This window comes from Bradyrhizobium sp. dw_411, from assembly GCF_018449695.1.
Classification (GTDB): Bacteria; Pseudomonadota; Alphaproteobacteria; order Rhizobiales; family Xanthobacteraceae; genus Bradyrhizobium.
The window spans coordinates 261860-283026 of record NZ_JAAVUY010000004.1 but is presented as its reverse complement, the minus strand read 5'-3'; the positions used below and the strand labels follow the sequence as shown (position 1 = coordinate 283026).

Sequence of the window (21167 nt, the reverse complement as noted above, 5' to 3'; positions counted from 1 at the left end):
GCTCACGAAAGGTGATTTGATATCAGGCCGGTCGGCGACGTTTCGCCTGAGGCGATTTGGCTTCGGGCGCCGCCGTATCCTCGGCGAGGATATTGATGGCAATGACGCCGGCATTTTCGACATGAAGGCGGCAAGCCCGTGCGGCTGCTTCCGCATCGCGCGCCTTGATCGTCTTCACAATGTTGCCGAGTTCGGCGAGGCTGGCGGCAAGGCGGCCCGGCTGCGCCAGCGTTGTCGCGCGCAGCATCGAGACGCGTCCGTGAATGAGCCTGAGCATTTCGACCAGCACGGGATTATGCGCGCCCGTGGTCAATGCCGCGTAGAACTTGGTCTTGACGGTCAGGTGATCGGCGCCGAGCTTGCTGGTGCAACTGCGTTTCATTTCGGCAAAAGCGGTTTCGAGCGCCTTGCATTCCTGCTCGGTTGCGCGTTCGACGAAGCAGCGCCCGGCCATTTCCTCCAGCGCCGCGCGCACTTCATAGATCGATTTGGCGTCTTCGGCGGTGTAGACCGCGACGATCGGGCCGCGATGCGGGATGATCTGGACGACGCCCTCGGCTTCGAGCTGGCTGAGCGCTTCGCGCAGCAGGGTGCGGCTCACATCCAGCATTTCGCACAATTCGCGTTCGACCAGCCGGTCTCCCGGTGAAAAGCGCCGATCGAAAATGGCGGTGCGCAGGGATTCAACAACCTGCTTCTTGAGCGATACGAGCGAACGAACCACGCGAAGCGATTCGACAGTCATGGCAACAACCTCTCTGGTCGATCGGTATCCACAATATCGTCAGGCACTGGGCGGCTCATCGAGGCGCACCACGATGCCGTCCAGATCGGGGCGAGGCGCCTTGTAGCGCTGCATCACGAGCGGGTCGTGGCCGGGAATGATGTGCTGGGGCGAGGGGGCCGCGGCGCGAAGCTTGTCAAAGCCCTCAAGCATGTTGCCGATATGGAAGGCCGTCACATACGGCTTGTAGGCGTCCATGTTCTCGTAAAAATGCGTGACATCGGAGGCCAGAACCACCCATCCGCGCTTGGTATGCACGCGCACGAACTGCAGACCTGCTGAATGGCCCGGCGCCGGATGAATGGTAATCCCCGGCGAAAGTTCGGCCATGCCGTCGTAGAAGTTGACCCGGCCGGCATAGTTGGCGCGAACCATGCCGACGACGTCTTCGATCTCGTAGGAGTGCTGCAATTTCTTGTAGCGCATGTAGCGGCCGACCGCGTAATGCAGCTCGGTTTCCTGCAGATGAAAATTCGCGGCCGGAAGCTTGTCGAAATTGCCGACGTGATCGTAGTGCAGGTGGGTCAGGATAACGTCGGTGATCTTGCCGGGATCGAGGCCGATCAACTTCAGCGATTCAATCGGGCAACGCAGATAGTCGCGTTTTCGCTTGGCGGCGATCTCGGCGGTGAATCCGGTGTCGATGACATAGCTGCGGTCGGGACCGATGGCAGCCCAGACAAAATAATCCAGCGGCATCGGGCCATCATGCGGATCGCCGCCGACGAAATTGTCGGATCGTTTCGACGCCCTTGTGGCGTAGCGGATGGCGTAGACTTCGTAATTCGGAAGGTCTGACATAGGTATCTCTTGGGCTGTGCTCGCTCAGGAAAGGGACGTGTAGCGCCGGAACGCTTCTGCATATTCGGCGATGCCGGCTTCAAGCGGCCATTTCGGCGACCAGTTCAGAAGGCGCTTGGCAGCGGCGATATCGAGCGAAGCCCGCATCTTGACGTTCTGTTCTTCGAGCGGCGTCAGGGCATCGCCGATCTCGATATCGGCCTCCGGAATTGTATTGCGCACGGTCGTGGCAACCTCGGCGGCGGTTCGCGCGCTGCCGGACGCGACATTGATGACCCGCTGCTCGCCGGCGGTCCATCGCGGCGCCTGCAAGGCTGCGATAAGGCCATCGCTGCAATCGAGCACGTGGGTGTAGTCGCGCTTCATCCGTCCACCCGTCGCAAAACGCGTTGGCTTGCCCAGCACCGCATTCTCGACCATTGGCTTGATATACATCGGGCTGCTCATGCCGAAGCCGTAAATCGCGGTAACGCGCACGCTGAGAAAATCGAGGTCTTGGAAGCTCGCATAAGCAAGCCCGACCGCTTCGGCCGCCATCTTGGAGGTGCCGTAATGTCCGGCGGGATTGCCGTCACGGATCGAAAACGCCGGATCGGTTTCGACCAGGCTCCCGCCGGAGCCTTTGTGATAGGCGGCATTGCTCGACACGAACACGACGCGCCGCATCTGCAACTGCCGGGCGACCTCGCAGACATTGACCTGTCCCATGACGTTGGTCTGGTAGGTCGCGATCGGCTCTCTCAGCGATGTTTCAAGTCCGACGATCCCCGCGGTATGAATGATCGCTTCGATTTTCTCGCTGCGGCAGACGTCGAAAAGCCGCGCGATATCGCCGATCTGCCCTCGCCGAAGCCGGGACGCGATGTCAGGCGAAACCGCCAGCATCTCCGCGTTGGGCGGCACGATGTCGTAGGCGAACGCCTGGTGGCCCTGCCTGGCCAGCGCCGCCATGACGTAGCCGCCAAGAAATCCAGCTCCTCCGGTCACCAAAACATGCATCGGTCTTGTCCGTCCGTCCAAACCGTTAGTCTAAGCGCTGCTTCGAAGGCAGTGCGCGTCTCGCTCAGTGCGCGGAATTCCGCTCAGCCAGCATGACGCTCATTAAAGCAACCGCATGTTCGCTTTTCGATGTGGAGTGTACGTCTGCGACTTCACGCCCGAATTTTCGCAAGAGACCCATCGCCTTCGGATTGAAAGCCGCCATCATGTCAGCGACCTCGAGCGCGCGCTTCAGAGCGGTGCCTGGCGCGACGAGTTCGGTCAGGATACCGGCATCCATCGCTTCCTTTGCGGAGATGTTCCGGCTGGTAACGGCAAGTTCAAACGCCCGCTTGTAGGGTACAAACCGGAACAGATAGGTGAAGACGATCAACGGCGGTATGCCGTGGGACATTTCCGGCAGCGAGAACACGGTATTCTCGGCGGCGACCGCGTAATCAGACTGTGCGGTCATTCCAAAGCCAAATCCGAAAGCCTCGCCTTCGGCCGCGATGATCACGGGAACGCTCAGCGCGTTCATCGCGTTATTGACCTTTAGAATAGCGCCGAGATCCTCGGCGACCTCGGAGGCGCGCGTCAGCCCCTTGGCGCCGACGCGGCCGCCGCAAAAAGTGTTGTTCCGGCCGGTGATGACAAGCGCCCGCAAATCCTTGTCGGAGGCCGCGGTCGTAAGAACCGCCGCGAGATCGAGCAAATCCTGCGTATACAGGAAATTACCAGCGTCATGACCCGCCAGGGTAACGACCGAAACGCCTTTTCCCTTGGCCTCGATCTCGATTGCCATGGCGTCATCCTCCTTTGATTTATTGGGGCTCTATGGGAGAGCCGGTCTTGCAGGCCGCAGTTTCAGACCAAAGGTAATAGGATTGTATTATAATCTGTCAATCGGTTTGTCGGTGTTCCATGCCGGCGGCGCCGCCGGACATCGTCCTTTGAGAGGCGTTCCGCCAGCAGGTTTAAAATCGAAGACGTTGCGGCCGTAAAAGCTTCGGATGGCCCGTCAAAACGGAGGCATCAGTCCTGAGATTCCATTTTCCGGCCGCGGCCGAGCGCGAATTGTCCGACCGGACCCTCGATGTGGAATTCAAGTCCCGTCATCTTCGCAAACAGGTCGATATCGATGCTGCCGATCGCGCACCCGCCGAGCCCCATATCCGTCGCCATCAAATAGAGCGTCTGGATCAGCACCCCGGCATCTTTCAGGACCAGCGAGTAGGCGATTGAACTGTATTTCCAGGCCGTCCGGTCGAAGCGCGCCGCAATCGTGATCAAGATCTGGGGCACGCCGGGTGCATCCAGCGCAAATTCAGCCGCGGCCAGTTGCGCGTCGAGCGCCGGTGTGCCGGCGCCGATCGGCGCCAGCGCATGCCGGTCGGCGTCGTAGTGGTAGAACCCACGCGCAAGTCCTTCGCAATTGGCGACAGACAGATAAAGTTCGAGCTCGTAAGCGCTGCCGCCGGAAGGATAGGGACGCGTGGCGTAGGAAACCTCGGGACCGCCGCCGTCGTCGTCGATCCGGCCTTTCCATTTCGACTGCACGCGCGCGGCGCCGTCGAGAAACTGCGCAAGCTCAGTCAGCGTGATCGGTTGCTGATCGTCGAAGTCGCGCGTCGAATGGCGTGCACGCAAGAGCCTGGCGACCCATGAAGTGGTGTCCGAAGGTGTCGCAGTAAGCTTGGCCAGATCGATCTTCTTGCCGGGCCAAGGGGGGCGTACCGCCGGTGGTGCAGGTATCGTGTCCGCATAGGGATAGAGCCCGCCGAGCGGATTGGCCTGCCGGCCGGCCGTGCTGTGGGTGTGAAACAGCAGATCGTGAAAGTCCCAAAGGACAAGCGCGTCGCCGCCTTCAGACGGTCGCAGGCCGTCACCGCCGTCTGCGCCGATCTTGAAAACGATCTGGCAATCCATCAGCAAGCCGAGAAGTTCGGCGCCCGGAAAACCGTCCTGCCGCCGGAATTGCTTGATCTGGCGCGGCGTCGACAGCATCGCGAGAGCGGTCGCAATCTGCGGATCGCAAATGCGAAACAGCGCCCCGGCGCGGGGCGATTCCAGAACCATCTCGTTGCCGCGTCGTCGCAGATAGGCAAATCGCGACAGGACGATCACATCGGCGTCGTCAAGCGCCGGCATTTGCGGCCAGTAGTCGGCAACCTGCGGTTCGACGACGACCCGGTCCTTGTCGTCATCCGCATCGCCAAGGCGATATTCCAGCAGACCGCGCCGAGCCAGGCGCTGGACCAACAGATGGATTTCCTTGTCGACGCTGTTCCCGTCCGGCGGGAATGAGCCAAATGGCAGGCCTGTGCTTAGTCCCTGCGCGCGCGCCGCCGCTTCATGGCTGAATTTTCCCAAACCGACGGCGTAGCCGTCAAAATAGGCGGCGACGGTGCCGTCAGTCTGCGCTTCGAGCGTGACGTAACCGATCAGCCGGGCCGAAATGGGCGGCAGTTTGACCTGCCGTCCTTTCTTTTTTCCGGGAGCGCGCATCCGGTTGCCCCTTAGGTGTGGGGAAGGAACTGAGTGAATTCGTCTTCCGTCAGTGGCTGATCCAGATATCCGAGTTTTACCGGAACGTCATAAAGCCGGCCTGGCGCGAAGCGGATGTAGAAATGCCGCAAGCCTGGCACAATCACTCTGACGACCGGCGTTTCGATATCAGGCCGCGTCTGATCGAGAACGAGGAAATCCAGGCCAGCACGCCCCGCGATATCGACGCAGGCGAGCACCTGATCGCGTGTGTTGTCGAGCGCGACCTTCGAGCCTGCATCTGACGTGACCGACGGCTTGCCGTTTGGCAGCAGGAAGGGATGGTCCTCCAGCCGCAACGGCGTCTCGCCGTCGAGGCTCGATTTTTCGCCGGAGCCGCCGCCCATCAGGCCGATGGACAGGAATTGATTGAGCTCGGTCAGCGCCCGCAGCATGGAGATGCGTGGATCAAAATGCGCACCGGAACCGAATTCGATGTTTTCCTTTCCGTCCTGCATCCAGTGCAGAATCGCAACATAGGTGGGAACGCCCAGGTCGCTGGTGACATCGAGCACCCAGAGCTTGCGTCCGGCGGCCCCAAGCTGGCTTTTCAGATCGGTGATGTAGGCATCGTCAAACTGGTTGAGATCGACTTCCGGCATCCGAAGCCGGTTGTACCACCAGATCGCATAGGCATCCCGCTCCACCAATTCGAGGAAGCCCTGCACGATAGCTTCTTCGCGTGTATTGCCAGCGGCGCAGCCATTGGAATCCGCGGCATAGGGGTAGGGGCCCCGGTAGAAAAAATACAAGGTACTGGTCGGAAGATATTTGAAACGGTGGTCGCGCAGCGACCAGACCGGCGACCATTCCATCTTGGCCGACGGATCAAACCGGGTGGGGTCCAACGGAATATTGTTGGGATCGTTGCTGGGCGGGTTCTGGTCCGACTCCGATTGCGAGTCGCTATAGAGCAGGACCTCGTTAGGAAGGATAGCGTCGCCGGGCGGAAAATCGCTGAACCGCCGCAGCAACCGGATCTCGTCACCTTGATAGACGCCGGTATAGCGTTCGAGCGCCTCCATCAGCGCGCTGGCTTCGCCTTGCTCGGCAGTGCTGCCTTTGCCGAAGCTGCCGCCGCTTAGTCCTGACCTGAGCTCGTTGACGTTCTGGGCCGGGGCAGAGAAATTATGCGCGGCATAAAAGCTGGTATTCATCGGCAAATGAGATTCCATCCGCTCCAGCCGGGTAACCACGCCGGTCAGCGGGCTCACATGCTTGCGGAATCGTTCCACCGTGGCTCGCGATGTGACACTGCGGTATCCGCCGCTGGTCATCACCAGTTTGGTGCCGGCGCTGAGTTCGATCGGCGCCGGGGCGCGCCTGGGGTCGCGCAGCTTCTTGCTGCCGCAGGTCGGACATTGCGGGCGGTGCGCCACATAATGCTTCGCCACCGTTGAGCCCAGCAGATCGAGGCTGACGATGTGATTGCGCAATTCGGTGCGAAAGCCGGTGGCGATGGCTTTGGCGATTTCCACGGCGGCAAGCTGGATGCCACTGTGTCCCAGGGTATTGCGAGCCAACGGCGAGACGGTAATGGCGCGTGCGCCGCCGCGCTCGAGAAACCCTTTAACTTCGCGGTTGCGGATCATGCGATCGAACAGGCACGTCCAGCAAGCCGTCTCGCCGGGGATGAACACGGGCCCCACCAGCGGGAAGGCGCCGGAGGGCTGGACTAGCAGCCATGGCGTCCCGTCAGATACATTCTTCAGATTTAATTCGGCGAGACCCCATTCGAGGTAATCATTCACCAGCACCACGGTCAGGTCGGCGGAACGCGCGACCACGCGGACGCCCATCGCGGTGAGGGCAGCGCCGAGCTTGGCTGCTCCCTGCACATCGATGGACTGAATGCGCACCCGCATCGAAGCGAGATTTTTTTCCGCGATTTCACGCGGTATTCCCAGGCTCGCCCAATAGCCGTCCACCGCGCCTAAAGAGGATCCCGATGCTTGAATGACATAGCGGCGCTCGATCAACCGGTTGATGGCTTCGTTGATCTTGTCGGCGGGAAAATTCCGCGACAACTCGCGAACGAGTTCTTGAGAACTCTTTCCGCCCTTTCCGATGGCGGATACGAGCGCGCAATACAGTTCGCCGTGAAGGAAAAATTTCCGGTCCTCGGAATAGAGGCAAACGACATCCGGAAGCATCGTATAGATGGTGAAATTAGGCGCGAATTGCAGAGCGTTTTTGCTGGTGCGCCGCGTGGATTTCTTTTTGGAAGGGGTCTTGCGATCACCTGTCATAACGTCAGCACATGCATCTTGCTTAACACTCCGGATCGCCGCGGCCATGTTCTCCGGCCGCCGGAATTCTTGCAGTCCAGCGCGCACGCCGGAATTTTCGAAAAGTCGTAGAATCGTTCAGCCAATAGTTGCGGCTGATATTTGCAATCTCTCCCACGCGGGCGTGAGGAACGTGTCGCAGTCTAAACATGAATTGGCCGAGACATACATTGGCCAAGACATAAATTGGTCCAGACATAAATTGGTCTAGACATGGATTGGCCGGGTCGACGTGATCGAACCCGGCCATGACCACTTGCGTTTATCAAGTAAGTCGGAGTGTCGTGCTTAGCAAATACGGCAACCGCCCCAGGAGAGACAGCCGCAACCGCAACCGCCGCAACCGCCGCAGCCTCTGCCGCCGCAACCACGGCAACCGCGGCAACCACGACCGCCGCAACCACGACAACCACCGCAACCGCGGGCCAGCTGGACGCCGTCCTTAACAGCCGCAGTGCCTTCCTTGTCGAACACGTAGAAGGTAGCCAGGCTCACATCGGCGATTTCTTCTTCACCGAGAGTGACCTGATGATTCGGAGTGTAGTTCGGTGTCGGTTGCACTTCTGCTCCCGGCACGACAGCGGCGGATGCACCGCCCACCAGCGATAAAGTCAACCCAGCGGCGCCAAGTGCGGGTGCCGCGATCTTCATATGCTTACGCTTCGAAGCTTGCTTCTGCCGTGGCATAGTTCCTCCATACCTGTAAAAAAAGTTTCGAGTCCAGCACCGTATTAATACGCTGAGCAAAGCCACCATGCAAGGCTGCTTGCGCTTGCGGATTGAACATGGTCGTGATTGCGATGTAGCGCATGGAGTTCATCTTGTTCATGTTCATGAACCTGTATTAATCAACGACGATTGCGCCAACTATACCGTCGTTGTTCAAGTCACCAGGTAGTCGGCGGCAACCTCAACGAGTGAAAGTTATTTGACCGTCACACCGTTATTCAGCAGAGGTATTTCGACCGCCTATGATACGTCGCAGAAAAAGGCCGCCCGGTTCAATGTTGCATCGCGATGAGCTTCACCCGGTTGCAAACTCGAACCGGGAAACGACATGAACGATCATCATGGGCGTTTCGTCTGGTACGAGCTGATCACGACCGACGTGGCCGCCGCCAAAGTGTTTTACGCTGATGTCGTGGGCTGGGGCACACAGGACGCTCCGACGCCCGATTTTGCGTATACTTTGTTGGCCGCTGGAACGACTCCGGTCGCCGGAGTGACCGAATTGCCGGAAGTCGCGCAACGCAGAGGTGCGACGCCAAGATGGGCAGGATATGTCGCCGTCAAGGACATCGAGGCCACCGCCGGCCAAATCAAACGCCGTGGCGGCGCCGTGTATGTTCCACCGACTGACAGCAACATCGGCCGCATCGCGATTGTCGCGGATCCGCAAACGGCGAATTTTGCATTGGTCGAAGGGCTGAAGCCTGTTCAAACGAAGCCTGTCGCGCCGGGCAAAGCAGGGCACGTAGGCTGGCATGAGCTGCACGCGACCAATTGGGAGAAGGCGCTGGCTTTCTATGTCGAGCTTTTCGGCTGGCAGAAAGTGGATTTCGAAATCAACACTGCGGATCCTTATCAGCCGTTTGCCATCGACGGGCCGACGATCGGCGGTATGCTTACCAAACCCATAACGGAGCCGGTTCCGTTCTGGCTTTATTATTTCAATGTCGGCGATATCGACGAAGCCGCGGAGCGCGTGAGGCGCGCCGGCGGACGGATATTTACAGGCCCGCTTGAACTTCTCGGCGGCAGCTGGATTGTCCGATGCCAGGACCCGCAAGGCGCTCCGTTCGCGCTGCAGGGGACGCGGCGCGAGGATGGTATCGGCTGGTCCGCCGAATGGGGTGGCTTTTCGTCGAAGGGCAGAATGGTGCCCAACAAGCCGCGGCCCTAACGCACGACTTGCACTTTCCGGTCTTGGAGCATCAGGCCGGCTTGGGCGCCGGCGCCTTCAACGGCTTGTCCTGCCGCTTCGACCAGGAAATGTAGTAGGCGACGATGGTCATGAGCGCGATGCCGGTCACGCTGACGAAGATCTGCGCGAACAGCGAACCGGAGCTCATCATCAGTTCAAAATGTCCGACAAAGGACAGGAAGACGCCGACGCAGAATACCGCGAGCGATTGCTGACCGCAGACGATGACGGGGTCGAAAATCTTCCATTCGAGGCCGGGCCAGTCCTTGGGCACAAACCGGATCACTATGATCACAATCGTCACAAAGTGAATGAAGCGATAGGGCGCCAGATTGGTCTTGTCGTTGGGATTGAAGATTTCAACAAGCCAGTGCGGGAACATCGCGCCGAAATCCGGAAACTTGCCCGCCATGGTCATCAGCATCGCAAAAAGGAGATAGGCGATGCAAATGTAGAGGGTGGCGGGCGCGTCGACGATCAAGCGGGACTTCCTTGCCCCGCCCAGCGCGCACCACGAGCCGAATACAAACAGAACCTGCCAGCAGTACGGGTTGAAGTACCAGGAACCGCCGGGATAGGCCGGCAGATTCCAGCCGAACTGCCGGGACGCGAGCCACAGCGCAATCGAAGCCAGCATCGTTGCCCCGGGTTGCCGCAGCATCATCCACAACACCGGCGGGAAAAGACCCATCAGCACGATGTAGAGCGGCAGCACGTCCAGATTGACCGGCTTGAATTTCAGCAGCAATCCCTGCCGCAGCGTTTCGACCGCGCTGTCAACCAGACCGGCGACGTTGAACTCGCTGATGATCTCCGGATCGCTGAAGCGCTGTGCGACATATCCGATTGAAACGATATAAATCACGAACAGGATGATATGCGCGACGTACAGCTGCCAGACCCGCTTGGTCAGGCGGGTCGCGCCGACGATGAAACCGCGGTCGATCATCATCCGGGCATAGACGAACGAGGCGGTATATCCCGAAATAAAAACGAAGAGATCGGCGGCGTCGCTGAAACCGTAATTCCGGGTGGTGATCCAGTTCACGACATTGTCGGGAATATGATCCAGGAAGATCGCCCAGTTGGCGACCCCACGGAACAGATCGAGCCGCAGATCGCGTCCTTTTTCCGGCAGGGTAGCGTTGATTTTCATGGGCGCCGTTTCGAAGTGATGCGTAGGAGAGGATCAAGCAGCCGGGCAGGGTATCCGCCACGCGACCGGGCAAGATTGTCACCGCTCGGCATTGTGACTATACCAGACCGGAAAATGTAACATAAAGCCGGGAATCATCGATCGAACTCGTGATAGGGTGTTTTTATACTATCACGGCTGTTTCTGCCACGCGCTTCCATGCCGCACTTCTAAGGGGGGTCCGACCATCCATGACCGCACGCATCTTTAAGCCCGCCAAAAACGCGATGCAATCAGGGACCGCCAAAACCAGGGAATGGCAGCTCGACTACGAGCCCGAGCAACCGCGGGCCATCGAGCCACTGATGGGCTGGACCAGTTCTGGCGACATGAAGCAGCAGCTCACCCTTCGCTTCGAGACCAAGGAAGAGGCTGTGGCGTATTGCGAACGCGAGGGCATCCCCTATCAGGTCATCGAACCGAAGCAGCCGGCCCACCGGCAGGTCGCCTACGCCGACAATTTTGCATTCCGGCGCGGCGAACCCTGGACCCATTAAACCTCAGACCCATTGAACCTCGGACGCATTGAACGTTCGACCCGTTATGGGGCTGAGGTAGTCAGGCGCAGGGAATGTCCTGGCTTCCCGCGGGGCTTGAAAGTTCTGGGTTGCCTAAGCCAGCGGCGCAATGACACCATGGCGCAAGCCGGATGCGCCGATTGCGGCGCACCATAGAACCGCTGAAGGCCATGCCGCTCCAGTCAAGCACCAACCCCGCCTCGTCTGATTTTGCCCGTAATGCCGAGGCCATGCGGACGCTGGTCGCAGAACTCCGGGAGAAGCTCGATCAGGTCGCCGGCGGCGGCGGCGCAGCCTCTCGTGCCCGGCATACTTCCCGCGGCAAGATGCTGGCGCGTCAGCGCGTCGATCTCCTGATCGATCCGGGGACTGCGTTCCTCGAATTGTCGCCGCTGGCGGCCTTTGGCCTTTATGGCGGTGACGTGCATTCCGCGAGCATCATCACCGGGGTGGGGCGGATATCCGGCCGCGAATGCATGATCGTCGCCAACGACGCGACCATCAAAGGCGGCACTTATTATCCGATGACGGTGAAGAAGCATCTTCGCGCGCAGGATATCGCGCGGCAGAACAATCTGCCCTGCGTTTATATGGTCGATTCAGGCGGCGCATTTCTGCCGCAACAGGACGAGATTTTTCCTGACGAACGGCATTTCGGTCGGATCTTCTACAATCAGGCGCAGATGTCGGCGCTGGGTATTCCGCAGATTGCGATCGTGATGGGCTCCTGCACGGCAGGCGGCGCCTATGTCCCGGCGATGTCGGACGAAAGCATTATCGTGCGCAATCAGGGTACGATTTTTCTCGGCGGGCCGCCGCTGGTGAAGGCAGCGACCGGCGAGGTTGTTACTGCCGAAGAACTGGGCGGCGCCGACGTGCATTCCAGACAATCGGGGGTCACCGATCATTATGCGCAGAATGACGCTCACGCGATCGGAATTGCGCGGCGTATCATTGCCACATTGAAACCGCCGCAACGCGCCGTCTTGAATATGCGCGACCCGCGCGAGCCTTTGTTCGCGCCCGAAGAAATCTATGGCGTGGTCTCTGCTGATGGACGCAAACCGTTCGATGTGCACGACATCATCGCGCGCTTGGTCGACGGGTCGGAATTCGACGAATTCAAGAAGCTGTACGGCCAGACCCTGATCTGCGGCTTCGCGCATATCTGGGGATACCCGGTCGGCATCATCGCCAATAACGGCATCCTGTTCAGCGAGAGTTCGCTGAAAGGCGCGCATTTCATCGAGCTGTGCTGTCAGCGCAATATCCCCCTTGTGTTCCTGCAGAACATTACGGGCTTCATGGTCGGCAAGAAATATGAGGCCGGCGGCATCGCGCGCGACGGAGCCAAGCTGGTGACGGCGGTCGCGACTGCCGCGGTGCCGAAATTCACCGTGGTGATCGGCGGCTCCTACGGTGCCGGCAATTACGGAATGTGCGGCCGCGCCTACAGCCCGCGCTTCCTCTGGATGTGGCCGAATGCCCGGATTTCGGTGATGGGCGGCGAGCAGGCGGCAATGGTGCTGAGCCAATTGCGGCGCGACAATATCGAGGCCAAGGGCGGCACCTGGTCGACCGAAGAGGAGAATGCGTTTCGCGCACCGACGCGCGCGCAGTTCGAAACCCAGGGCAGCCCTTATTATGCCACCGCCAGACTCTGGGACGATGGCGTGATCGATCCCGCCGATACCAGGCTGGTGCTCGGGCTCGGTCTTTCGGCCTCTGCCAACGCGCCGATCGAGCCGACGCGTTTTGGCCTGTTCCGGATGTAATGATGGATCGCACCGCTCATTTCAGGCCGTTTCGCACGCTGCTGATCGCCAATCGCGGCGAGATTGCCTGTCGCGTCATCCGCACTGCAAAGACGATGGGGCTGCGCACGGTCGCTGTTTATTCGGAGGCCGACCGCGACGCGATGCATGTCGCGATGGCCGATGAAGCCGTCCTGCTCGGGCCGGCGCGGGCACGCGACAGTTATCTCAATATCGCGCGCGTGATCGAAGCTGCGCGGCAGAGCGGCGCGGAAGCCGTGCATCCCGGCTATGGGTTTCTCTCCGAGAGCGCCGAATTCGCGCAGGCCTGTTTTGAGGCCGGATTGATCTTCGTCGGCCCGACCGCCGGCATGATCCGGGCAATGGGGTCGAAATCCGGCTCCAAGATGCTGATGGAGAAGGCCGGCGTGCCGCTGGTGCCGGGCTATCACGGCGAAGCCCAGGACGACGCGACGCTGGCAAAGGCGGCCGATCAGATTGGCTTTCCGGTTCTGGTCAAGGCTTCGGCCGGCGGCGGCGGCCGCGGCATGCGGATTGTGCGTTCAGCGGACGAACTTGCCGCCGCGCTGGTCAGCGCCAAGCGCGAGGCCAAGGCGGCCTTCGGTGACGACCGCATGCTGATTGAAAAATACGTGGAAAATCCGCGCCACATCGAAGTGCAGGTGATCGGCGACAGTCACGGCAATCTGTTGTCGCTGTTTGAGCGCGAATGCACGCTGCAGCGGCGGCATCAGAAGGTGATCGAGGAAGCCCCGTCGCCGACGCTCAACGAGGCGCAGCGCGAGGCGGTATGCGCCGCCGCGCGCAAGGCGGCGGCCGCGGTCAGTTATGTCGGGGCCGGCACCATCGAATTCGTCTCCAACGGCAAGGATGTTTTCTTCATCGAGATGAATACGCGGCTGCAGGTCGAGCACCCCGTGACCGAATTGATCACCGGCATCGATCTCGTGGAATGGCAGTTGCGCGTAGCATCCGGTGAAAAGCTGCCGCGAACGCAAGACCAGATCACGCTCAACGGTCATGCCGTCGAGGCTCGGGTCTATGCGGAAAATCCGCACAAGAACTTCATGCCATCGGTCGGCCGGATCAGGACCTGGCACACTCCGGAACCGTCGAATGGCCTACGGATCGATGCCGGATATCGCCAGGGCGATATGGTCTCGCCGAACTACGACGCGATGCTGGCGAAGGTGATCGCGTGGGCGCCGACCCGCGATGCTGCGATCGATCGGCTCAATCGCGGTCTTGAAGACACCGATGTGCGCGGCGTGGTCACCAATATTCCGTTTCTGTCGGCCTTGGTGACGCACCCGGACGTCCGCGCCAACGCCATCGATACCGGATTCATCGAGCGTGAACTGAAGGTATTGACGCCGCCGGCCGCAGCGGCCGGCGATCTCGAACTTTGCGCGGCCGTGGCGGCTATCCTGATCGAAGAAGCGGAGGTGACGCAGACGGAGGCTTCGTCGCCATGGCGCACAGCCGGCTGGATGCCGGTGGGCCGGCGCCAGCGGCGGTTTGTGTTCCGCCACGGGCAGGACGCCGAGCAAGAAGCTCATCTGCACTACGGCCAAGGCCCGGCGAAATTGTCGATCGGCGAGCGCGAATTTGCCTTCACTTCGTCCCCGAGCGCGGACGGTTTCGATCTGACGCTCGATGGTCTGAAATCCCGTATCGTCGCTGATATCGAAGGCCACGAATTATATCTGCGAACCCGCAATGGCCGCTTCGACCTGCATTGGGTCGATCCCTTCGGCGGCGACGACGAGGAGCTGGTCGGCGAAGACAAGATCGTCGCCCCGCTGCCGGGCACCGTGGTCGCATTGCTGGCCGAGATCGGCGCCAAACTAGAAAAGGGTGCGCCGATCCTGACGCTGGAAGTCATGAAGATGGAGCAGACCCTGCGCGCGCCGTTTGCAGGCGTGCTGAAGGTGATTAAATGCAAGGTCGGCGATATCGTGCAGGAAGGCGTCGAACTCGCCGAAATCGAACCGGAAGCCGGTTAAGATCGATATGAGCGACCAGATACGCATCGTCGAGGTTGGGCCGCGCGACGGCCTTCAAAACGAGAAGACCCCCGTCAGCGTCGCCGGGCGTATTGCGTTTATCGAGGCGCTGGTCGGCGCGGGGCTGCATACCGTCGAGGTTGGCGCGTTCGTGTCGCCGAAGGCCATCCCGCAGATGGTCGGTTCTGACCAGGTGCTGCGCGGTGTCAACCATCATCCGGACAGCGAATTCCACGTGCTGGTTCCGAACGAGAAAGGCTACGAGGCCGCGCGCGAGGCTGGCGCCAAGGTTATCGCCGTGTTTGCGTCGGCCTCAGAGGGTTTTTCGCGTGCCAATATCAATTGCTCGGTCGCGGAATCGATCGAGCGTTTCAAACCGGTGGTGGCCCGTGCCAAGGCGGACGGCATCAAGGTGCGCGGCTATATTTCCTGCGTGCTGGGTTGCCCCTATGACGGCGAGGTGAAGCTGCAGGCGGTGGTCGAGGTCGCGCAGGTGCTGTGGCGGCTCGGCTGCTACGAGGTCTCGCTTGGCGACACCATCGGCGTCGGCACGCCGGTCAAGGCCCGGCAATTGCTGCGCGCGGTGGCGGGTGTCGTGCCCATGGCCGATCTCGCGATGCATTTTCACGACACCTACGGTCAGGCGCTGGCCAATCTCTATGCGGGGATGGAGGAGGGCGCGCGGGTAATCGATTCCGCCGCCGGCGGCCTTGGCGGCTGCCCCTATGCGCCCGGCGCGACCGGCAATGTCGCGACCGAGGACGTGGTCTACATGCTGGAAGGCATGGGCATCGCGACCGGGGTCGATATGACCAAGCTGGTGGCGGCCACCAACGAGGTCAGCCACCTGATCGGTCGGCTACCGGTGAGCCGGGTAGCCGCGGCGATCAATGCGAAGGCGCGGGCGGCCAAATAACCACCGCAGGGTCTAGCGCCCGCCGTCCGGTCCCATCACCAGATTGGGCAGATAGGTCGATATCTCCGGCAGGAAGCACAGGATTACGACGGCCGCCATCATCAGCAGCACGAAGGGCAGCGTGCCCCAGATCACTTCGCTGAGCGGAATATCCGGCGCGACGTTGCGAATGACGAAAATGTTCAACCCTACCGGCGGGTGAATGAGACCCATCTCCATCACGATGGTCATCACGATGCCGAACCAGATGATGTCGAAGTTCGCCGCCCGCAGCGGCGGCAGGATGATCGGCGCGGTCATCAGGATGATCGACACCGGCGGCAAAAAGAAACCGAGCATCACGACCATCACCAGGATCGCTGCCAGCAATTCCCAGCGCGGCAGGTGCATGGCGACGATCGATTCCGCGACCGATTGCGAGATATGCAGGTAGCTCATCACGTAGGAGTACAATAGCGACATGCCGATGATCATCATCAGCATGGTGGATTCGCGGATGGTCGATTTGAGGATCGGCGCGAGGTCGCTCGGCCGCCACACGCTGTAGATCAGCGCGATCAGCACCAGCGCGAGGAGCCCGCCTAACCCTGCAGTTTCCGAAGGCGTCGCATAACCGCCATACAGCGCGATCATCACGCCCGTCAGCAACAGCACAAAGGGCAGCACCCGCGGCAGCACGTTGAAGCGCTCGGCCATGGTAAAATCGTCGCGGGTCAGGATGGCCGAGGTTACACCGCTCTGGGCGTAGACCGCGCTGGCGGCGGCATACTCTTTACGAAAACGGATCACCGCGTAGGCGCCGAACAGCGAAACCAGCAACAGGCCGGGACCGATACCGGCCAGGAATAGGCGGCCCAGCGATTTTTCCGCCGCGACCGCGAACAGGATCATGGTGATCGAAGGCGGCAACAGAATACCGAGCGTGCCGCCGGCGGCGATAATTCCGGCCGCGAAGCCGCCGGAATAGCCGCGCTTGCGCATTTCCGGGATGCCGGCCGAGCCGATCGCCGAGCAGGTGGCGGGCGAGGATCCCGCCATCGCCGCAAACAGCGCGCAGGCGAACACGTTGGCGACACCGAGGCCGCCGGGTACGCGATGCAGCCAGGCATGCAGCGCCGAATAGAGATCCTGACCGGCGCGGGATTTGCCGATCGCCGCGCCCTTGAGGATGAAGAGCGGAATCGACAACAGCGTGATCGAGGACATTTCCTCATAGACGTTCTGGGTCACGGTATCGAGCGATGCCGCGGGCATATAGATGCCCATGAACACCACGGCGACGGCGCCGAGCGCAAACGCGATCGGCATGCCCGAAAACATCGCGACCAGTGTTGCGATCCCGTAGCTGATGCCGATGCCAAGGACGGTCATCGGCGCGCCGTTCCGGTGAGGGGAAGGATGATCTGCAACAGGATCTGCACGCACAAAAGCGTCATGCCCATCGCCATCAGGACGTAGGGAATTGCCAGGGGCGGTGACCACATCGAGTTCGACACCTGACCGTCGACCCATGCCTCATGCGCGAGTGTCCAGGATTTCCAGGCAAAGAATGCGCAAAACAGCAAGCTGACCAGATCGACCAGCCACAGCCTCACACGATTGACCGTCGGCGACAGCAATCCGACGAAGGCTTCGATGCCGATGTGACCGCGCTGTTGCTGCACATAGGCCGACGTCATGAATGTCGCGCCAACCAGCAGAAATACCGCCGCCTCATCCTGCCAATAGTTAGGGCTGTGAAACAGCGCGCGCCCCACAACGCTGTAGCTGAGGATGGCGCAAGCCGCGATCATCGCGATTGCGGCAAGGACGACAATGATGTTGTTGCACACGGCAAGCCCGCGCTCGATCGCCGCGACGAACGTATTGTCCGTCGTTACGATCGACCGATCGTTTTGATCCGGAAGCGGACCATGCATCATGCTGAGATATCGGACGCGAGTTTCAGCAGATTGGCCGCGTTGGCGGTTTTCGCGCTGTAGTCTTTCCACGCGGTGTCGCGGGCGATGTCGCGCCATTTGCCGACGGTCGCCGCATCGAGCGCGCTGACCTTGGCGCCGGCTTTTTCATAGACGCTGGCGACTTCAGCATCGTCGGCCTGTGCGCCCTTCCTGCCAAAGGCTTCCAATTCGGTGCCGACGGCCAGAATGATGTCCTGCTGATTTTTCGGCAGGCCATCGAAAATCGACTTCGACATCATCAGCGGTTCCAGCATGAACCAGTACGATGCGCCCGCGCCTGACGTCAGCGATTTCGAGACTTCCTCGAGCCGGAAGGAAATCAGGCTGGTGGAGGACGTGATGCCCGCATCGCAGGCGCCGGTCTGCATTGCCGCGTAGAGATCGTTTGACGGCACCGACAGCACGGCCGCGCCCGCGGTCTGCAGCACCATGTCCATTTCGCGCGATCCGCCGCGAACCTTGAGCCCCTTGGCGTCTTCCGGGGCGACGATCGGCCGCGAGCGGCTGGCGACGCCGCCGGCCTGCCAGACCCAGCTCAGCAGGATGATGCCCTTGTCGGCGAGCAGATCCGACAGCGCCTTGCCGACCGGCTTGGTCTTCCAGCTCAGGCCCTGCTCATAGGTTGAGACCAGACCTGGCATCAAGCCGATATTAGCCTCCGGCATCTCGCCGCCGGCGTAGGGAAGGGGATACAGGCTGATATCCAGCGCACCTTTGCGCATCGCCGAGAATTGCGCGTTGGTCTTGATCAGCGAAGAGTTCGGGTAGATTTCAGCGACCAGATCGCCGCCGCTGCGCTTGGCGACCTCAGCGGCGAACATGCGGCATAGACGATCGCGGAAATCGCCCTTGTCGATCGAGCCACCGGGAAACTGGTGCGATATTTTCAGGGTTGTCGCGGCCTTCGCCGTTCCAGTCCCGAAACGCAGGATGGCAGGCGCGGCGAGCGCTGATGCGAGGACGTGGCGGCGTGTGAACATGATACTCTCCCCGGGGCAACTTTGTCTTTGATCGGATCTTGGGCCGATGTTGATGGGGCATCCTAGCCCGTATTGGTCTTGATTAGCTCTAGTCTGATAGTTCGATAAGGTTCCGAATTGCTGCGATGCACACTCGCAACGAAATTCGCGTTAACACGAATTTTACGAGGCATTCGTCATGAACCCCATCCCGCACTTCAAATGCCTGTTATGCAGAAATTTTTTTCCAATACCACCGTAACAGTCACGATAGCTGGATCGTCGTTAACAGTGCGGCATGTGTCGCGTTCGAAACCAGTTTCAAAGGGATGACCCACCAATGACCATCAGCACCCGCTTCGCGCTCGGAATTTCGGCCGCTGCTCTTTCGCTCAGCCTGGCGCTTGCGCCTGTTGCCTTTGCCCAGGACGCCATGAAGAAGGACGACGGCATGAAGAAGGACTCGATGTCCAAGGACGCCATGAAGAAAGACGATGCTATGAAAAAAGACGATGGCATGATGAAAAAGGGGGACGGCATGATGATGAAGAAAGACAGCATGTCGAAGTAATCACCGGATTTCATCTCACAGGCTCGCCGAGAGAACGGCGAGCCTGTGATGTATCGGATGACCTGCGGCCGGAAACCGTCAGCTATTTTCGTTTTTTGCGGGCGGCATAGCGGGCGTCACGCGCCGCCTTGCGTTCGGCCTCAAGCGCCAATTCCGCGGCTGCGGCTTCTTCCTTTTCCCGCGCGAGCTTGGCTGCGGCTTCGGCTGCGGCCTCTTCCTCAAGCCGCTTCTGTTCGGCCTTGGCGGCCTCGCGTGCCAGCTTGGCCTTGGCGCGTTCGGCGGCCAGCGCCTCGCGCTCGGCCTGGCGCTGTTTGACAGCAGGATCGTCAGGACCGGGCTGGCTGCGAAACTTGTTCAGGATGTTTTTCCTGGCTTCCTGCGCCGCCTTCTGCCGGTCTGCGAAGCCAGGTTCCTTGAATCCACTCATTGGGCGGGCCTTGTCGCTTTCATTTTGGGTTGGGAGACGGTGGGCTTCGCATTCGCCGCGGCCCCTGAAATACGCGTCTCACGATCGAGAGCGGTGTACAGCCACGGGCTCCGGGAAGCCACCAAAAACAGGGCGTCTGATCGACGATTGGCGGATTATTTCTTGGTGCAAAGCAGGATCATCCGGCTTGACGGCGCCGGACAGGATGCGGTCCAGACGCCGCCCGCATGTATGCCGGGTTGCAAGGTCGTCCCGTCGCTCGACAAACACATGACCGACGCGATGATCTCACCAGCCTCGCATTCGGACGTGCAGCCGATCGAACCGCAAGCATTGGCGTCGACAGTTTTGGCGTATAGCGGGCTCCCCGGACCGGCGGGTCCCGGTGCGCCATCCCTGCCGTCTTTACCGGCTATTCCCGCCGGGCCGGTCTTGCCGGGTTCGCCTGGCGGGCCGGCCGCTCCCGCCGCTCCGGGATCGCCCTTGTCTCCCTTGGGGCCCTCGAAGCATCCACCGAGCGTGATTGCGGCCACGCACGGGACGACCAGCGTTGGAAAAAGCCGGCGGCTGTTGCTGACATGTTTCATCTGATTGTTGTGCGCCCCAATAATCTGGAGAGGAAATCGGCAAGCCGACCAGTTGAAATTGACATTCAATCCCGGGCACCTAACGGAGCGCCGTGCCAATTGTTCCCGTCTGGCGCTTTTCCTGCGCGTCGGAAAACCTTGGGTGTCAGAAAATCACCGGGCTATCGTTTCGTCGCCGCGGACGATTTGGCGACTCTCATAGGCGTGGCAAGCGCTGGGCTCGCCTGACGTCTCATAGGTATCGACGACATCGCCGGCCATGATGACCCTGATGTGGCACAGAATGGGCGGCTGGCCCACGCTCCAAGTGTAGGATTTTTGTCCCCCGAAGGTCTCCTGCATTTGCGGCGGGCCGAGACTTGTGGTGACGGCGCTTAAGGGTTTCCCTTTAAAGTTGTTGCGTTCCGCGTTGAAGCCGCCCATGGCGCAACCGGCCAAGGCGAAAGCTGCCAAAATAGCCAGATTGCGCATCCGTTCGGGCTCCCCAAAAGTCGAACGCTAAATAGACGCAGCCGGTGTTGAACGGCAAGGCCAGCGCGTCAGGGGCAATCGTTGCACACCGGGTTTCCATTTCGCGATATTTCCCGGCCGAAATTGCGCATGTCGACGCTTTTGCGGGCTTGATACTGCGGATACTGGCCAATCATCGGTCAAATGGACCGGAAGTTCGCCGCGACACCCAAAAAAGCACAGAGCCTGCCGCTGCCGATTGGGATATTTCCGGCGGAAAAGAGGATTCGCATATTAAACGATTTAAAATTGTTCCTCTTCCGCCTGCAATTTGAGGACGTCTCACGGTCGCTTATTTACCATTCATTTACGGTAATCTTGCCGCATTTGATGAAATGTCGCATGGTCCAGAACCCGGTTCCGGCGGGAACCGATTCAGTGGGGATGCTGAGATCGTAGGCGGACGGGAGAGGAGTAAGG

21 protein-coding genes are annotated in these 21167 nt (G+C 60.4%); 7 read left to right on the top strand and 14 right to left on the bottom strand.

Annotation, left to right across the window (positions count from 1 at the left end):
• Window positions 1-22 precede the first annotated feature (22 nt).
• From HB676_RS08460 to HB676_RS08430, 7 genes are all read right to left on the bottom strand, one after another.
• Window positions 23-745 carry a GntR family transcriptional regulator gene (locus HB676_RS08460; RefSeq protein WP_213737279.1) on the bottom strand — a complete coding sequence of 241 codons (723 nt, stop codon included), beginning with the start codon at window positions 743-745 and terminating at the stop codon, window positions 23-25.
• 39 nt (window positions 746-784) lie between these two features.
• Window positions 785-1585: an N-acyl homoserine lactonase family protein gene (locus HB676_RS08455; protein ID WP_213737278.1), complete on the bottom strand. Its 801-nt coding sequence runs from the start codon at window positions 1583-1585 to the stop codon at window positions 785-787.
• A 24-nt stretch (window positions 1586-1609) separates the two neighbouring features.
• The gene (locus tag HB676_RS08450; RefSeq protein ID WP_213737277.1) at window positions 1610-2584 is read right to left on the bottom strand and encodes an NAD(P)-dependent oxidoreductase; all 975 of its coding nucleotides are present in this window, start codon (window positions 2582-2584) and stop codon (window positions 1610-1612) included.
• Window positions 2585-2648: 64 nt separating this feature from the next.
• The gene (locus HB676_RS08445; RefSeq protein ID WP_213737275.1) at window positions 2649-3368 is read right to left on the bottom strand and encodes an enoyl-CoA hydratase/isomerase family protein; all 720 of its coding nucleotides are present in this window, start codon (window positions 3366-3368) and stop codon (window positions 2649-2651) included.
• A gap of 230 nt (window positions 3369-3598) precedes the next feature.
• The gene (locus HB676_RS08440; RefSeq protein ID WP_213737274.1) at window positions 3599-5071 is read right to left on the bottom strand and encodes a SagB family peptide dehydrogenase; all 1473 of its coding nucleotides are present in this window, start codon (window positions 5069-5071) and stop codon (window positions 3599-3601) included.
• Window positions 5072-5082: 11 nt separating this feature from the next.
• Window positions 5083-7359 (bottom strand): TOMM precursor leader peptide-binding protein, encoded by a 2277-nt coding sequence (locus HB676_RS08435; protein ID WP_213737273.1) that lies wholly within the window; start codon window positions 7357-7359, stop codon window positions 5083-5085.
• A 694-nt stretch (window positions 7360-8053) separates the two neighbouring features.
• Window positions 8054-8227 (bottom strand): hypothetical protein, encoded by a 174-nt coding sequence (locus HB676_RS08430; RefSeq protein ID WP_213737272.1) that lies wholly within the window; start codon window positions 8225-8227, stop codon window positions 8054-8056.
• 228 nt (window positions 8228-8455) lie between these two features.
• On the opposite strand from HB676_RS08430, the gene HB676_RS08425 reads away from it, so the two are divergent.
• Window positions 8456-9301: a VOC family protein gene (locus tag HB676_RS08425; protein ID WP_213737271.1), complete on the top strand. Its 846-nt coding sequence runs from the start codon at window positions 8456-8458 to the stop codon at window positions 9299-9301.
• Between the two features lie 31 nt (window positions 9302-9332).
• Here HB676_RS08425 and HB676_RS08420 read toward each other — a convergent pair whose 3' ends face one another.
• Window positions 9333-10478, bottom strand: coding sequence for an OpgC domain-containing protein (locus tag HB676_RS08420; protein ID WP_213737270.1), 1146 nt, complete (start codon window positions 10476-10478; stop codon window positions 9333-9335).
• A 230-nt stretch (window positions 10479-10708) separates the two neighbouring features.
• Here HB676_RS08420 and HB676_RS08415 point away from each other — a divergent pair, with 230 nt between their 5' ends.
• The 4 genes from HB676_RS08415 (at window position 10709) to HB676_RS08400 (ending at window position 15732) form a co-directional block, all read left to right on the top strand.
• Entirely contained in the window at window positions 10709-11014 is a 306-nt protein-coding gene (locus HB676_RS08415; RefSeq protein WP_213737269.1) for an ETC complex I subunit, read from the top strand.
• A 191-nt stretch (window positions 11015-11205) separates the two neighbouring features.
• The gene (locus HB676_RS08410; RefSeq protein ID WP_213737267.1) at window positions 11206-12810 is read left to right on the top strand and encodes a carboxyl transferase domain-containing protein; all 1605 of its coding nucleotides are present in this window, start codon (window positions 11206-11208) and stop codon (window positions 12808-12810) included.
• Between the two features lie 2 nt (window positions 12811-12812).
• Window positions 12813-14816, top strand: a complete 2004-nt coding sequence (locus HB676_RS08405; RefSeq protein WP_213737266.1) for an acetyl/propionyl/methylcrotonyl-CoA carboxylase subunit alpha — start codon at window positions 12813-12815, stop codon at window positions 14814-14816.
• 7 nt (window positions 14817-14823) lie between these two features.
• Entirely contained in the window at window positions 14824-15732 is a 909-nt protein-coding gene (locus tag HB676_RS08400; RefSeq protein ID WP_218625672.1) for a hydroxymethylglutaryl-CoA lyase, read from the top strand.
• A 12-nt stretch (window positions 15733-15744) separates the two neighbouring features.
• On the opposite strand, the gene HB676_RS08395 is transcribed toward HB676_RS08400, so the two are convergent.
• The 3 genes from HB676_RS08395 to dctP are packed head-to-tail and all read right to left on the bottom strand — an operon-like array spanning window position 15745 to window position 18673.
• On the bottom strand, window positions 15745-17103 hold the full coding sequence (locus tag HB676_RS08395; protein ID WP_213737265.1) for a TRAP transporter large permease: 1359 nt from the start codon (window positions 17101-17103) through the stop codon (window positions 15745-15747).
• Entirely contained in the window at window positions 17100-17654 is a 555-nt protein-coding gene (locus HB676_RS08390) for a TRAP transporter small permease (protein WP_213737263.1), read from the bottom strand. Before HB676_RS08390 ends, HB676_RS08395 begins: the two co-directional genes overlap by 4 nt.
• Entirely contained in the window at window positions 17651-18673 is a 1023-nt protein-coding gene (gene dctP / locus HB676_RS08385) for a TRAP transporter substrate-binding protein DctP (protein WP_213737261.1), read from the bottom strand. The genes HB676_RS08390 and dctP overlap by 4 nt, the downstream gene beginning before the upstream one ends.
• A gap of 319 nt (window positions 18674-18992) precedes the next feature.
• Between dctP and HB676_RS08380 the strand changes: the two genes are divergently transcribed.
• The gene (locus tag HB676_RS08380; protein WP_213737260.1) at window positions 18993-19223 is read left to right on the top strand and encodes a pentapeptide MXKDX repeat protein; all 231 of its coding nucleotides are present in this window, start codon (window positions 18993-18995) and stop codon (window positions 19221-19223) included.
• A gap of 82 nt (window positions 19224-19305) precedes the next feature.
• Here the strand turns inward: HB676_RS08380 and HB676_RS08375 are convergent, their stop codons facing one another.
• The 3 genes from HB676_RS08375 to HB676_RS08365 form a co-directional block, all read right to left on the bottom strand.
• Window positions 19306-19650, bottom strand: coding sequence for a DUF6481 family protein (locus HB676_RS08375; protein ID WP_213737259.1), 345 nt, complete (start codon window positions 19648-19650; stop codon window positions 19306-19308).
• A 155-nt stretch (window positions 19651-19805) separates the two neighbouring features.
• Complete coding sequence (locus HB676_RS08370; protein ID WP_213737257.1) at window positions 19806-20237, bottom strand: hypothetical protein; 432 nt, start codon at window positions 20235-20237, stop codon at window positions 19806-19808.
• A gap of 153 nt (window positions 20238-20390) precedes the next feature.
• Complete coding sequence (locus HB676_RS08365; RefSeq protein WP_213737256.1) at window positions 20391-20708, bottom strand: hypothetical protein; 318 nt, start codon at window positions 20706-20708, stop codon at window positions 20391-20393.
• Between the two features lie 47 nt (window positions 20709-20755).
• Between HB676_RS08365 and HB676_RS08360 the strand changes: the two genes are divergently transcribed.
• Entirely contained in the window at window positions 20756-21022 is a 267-nt protein-coding gene (locus HB676_RS08360) for a hypothetical protein (protein ID WP_213737254.1), read from the top strand.
• The last annotated feature ends 145 nt before the right edge of the window (window positions 21023-21167 follow it).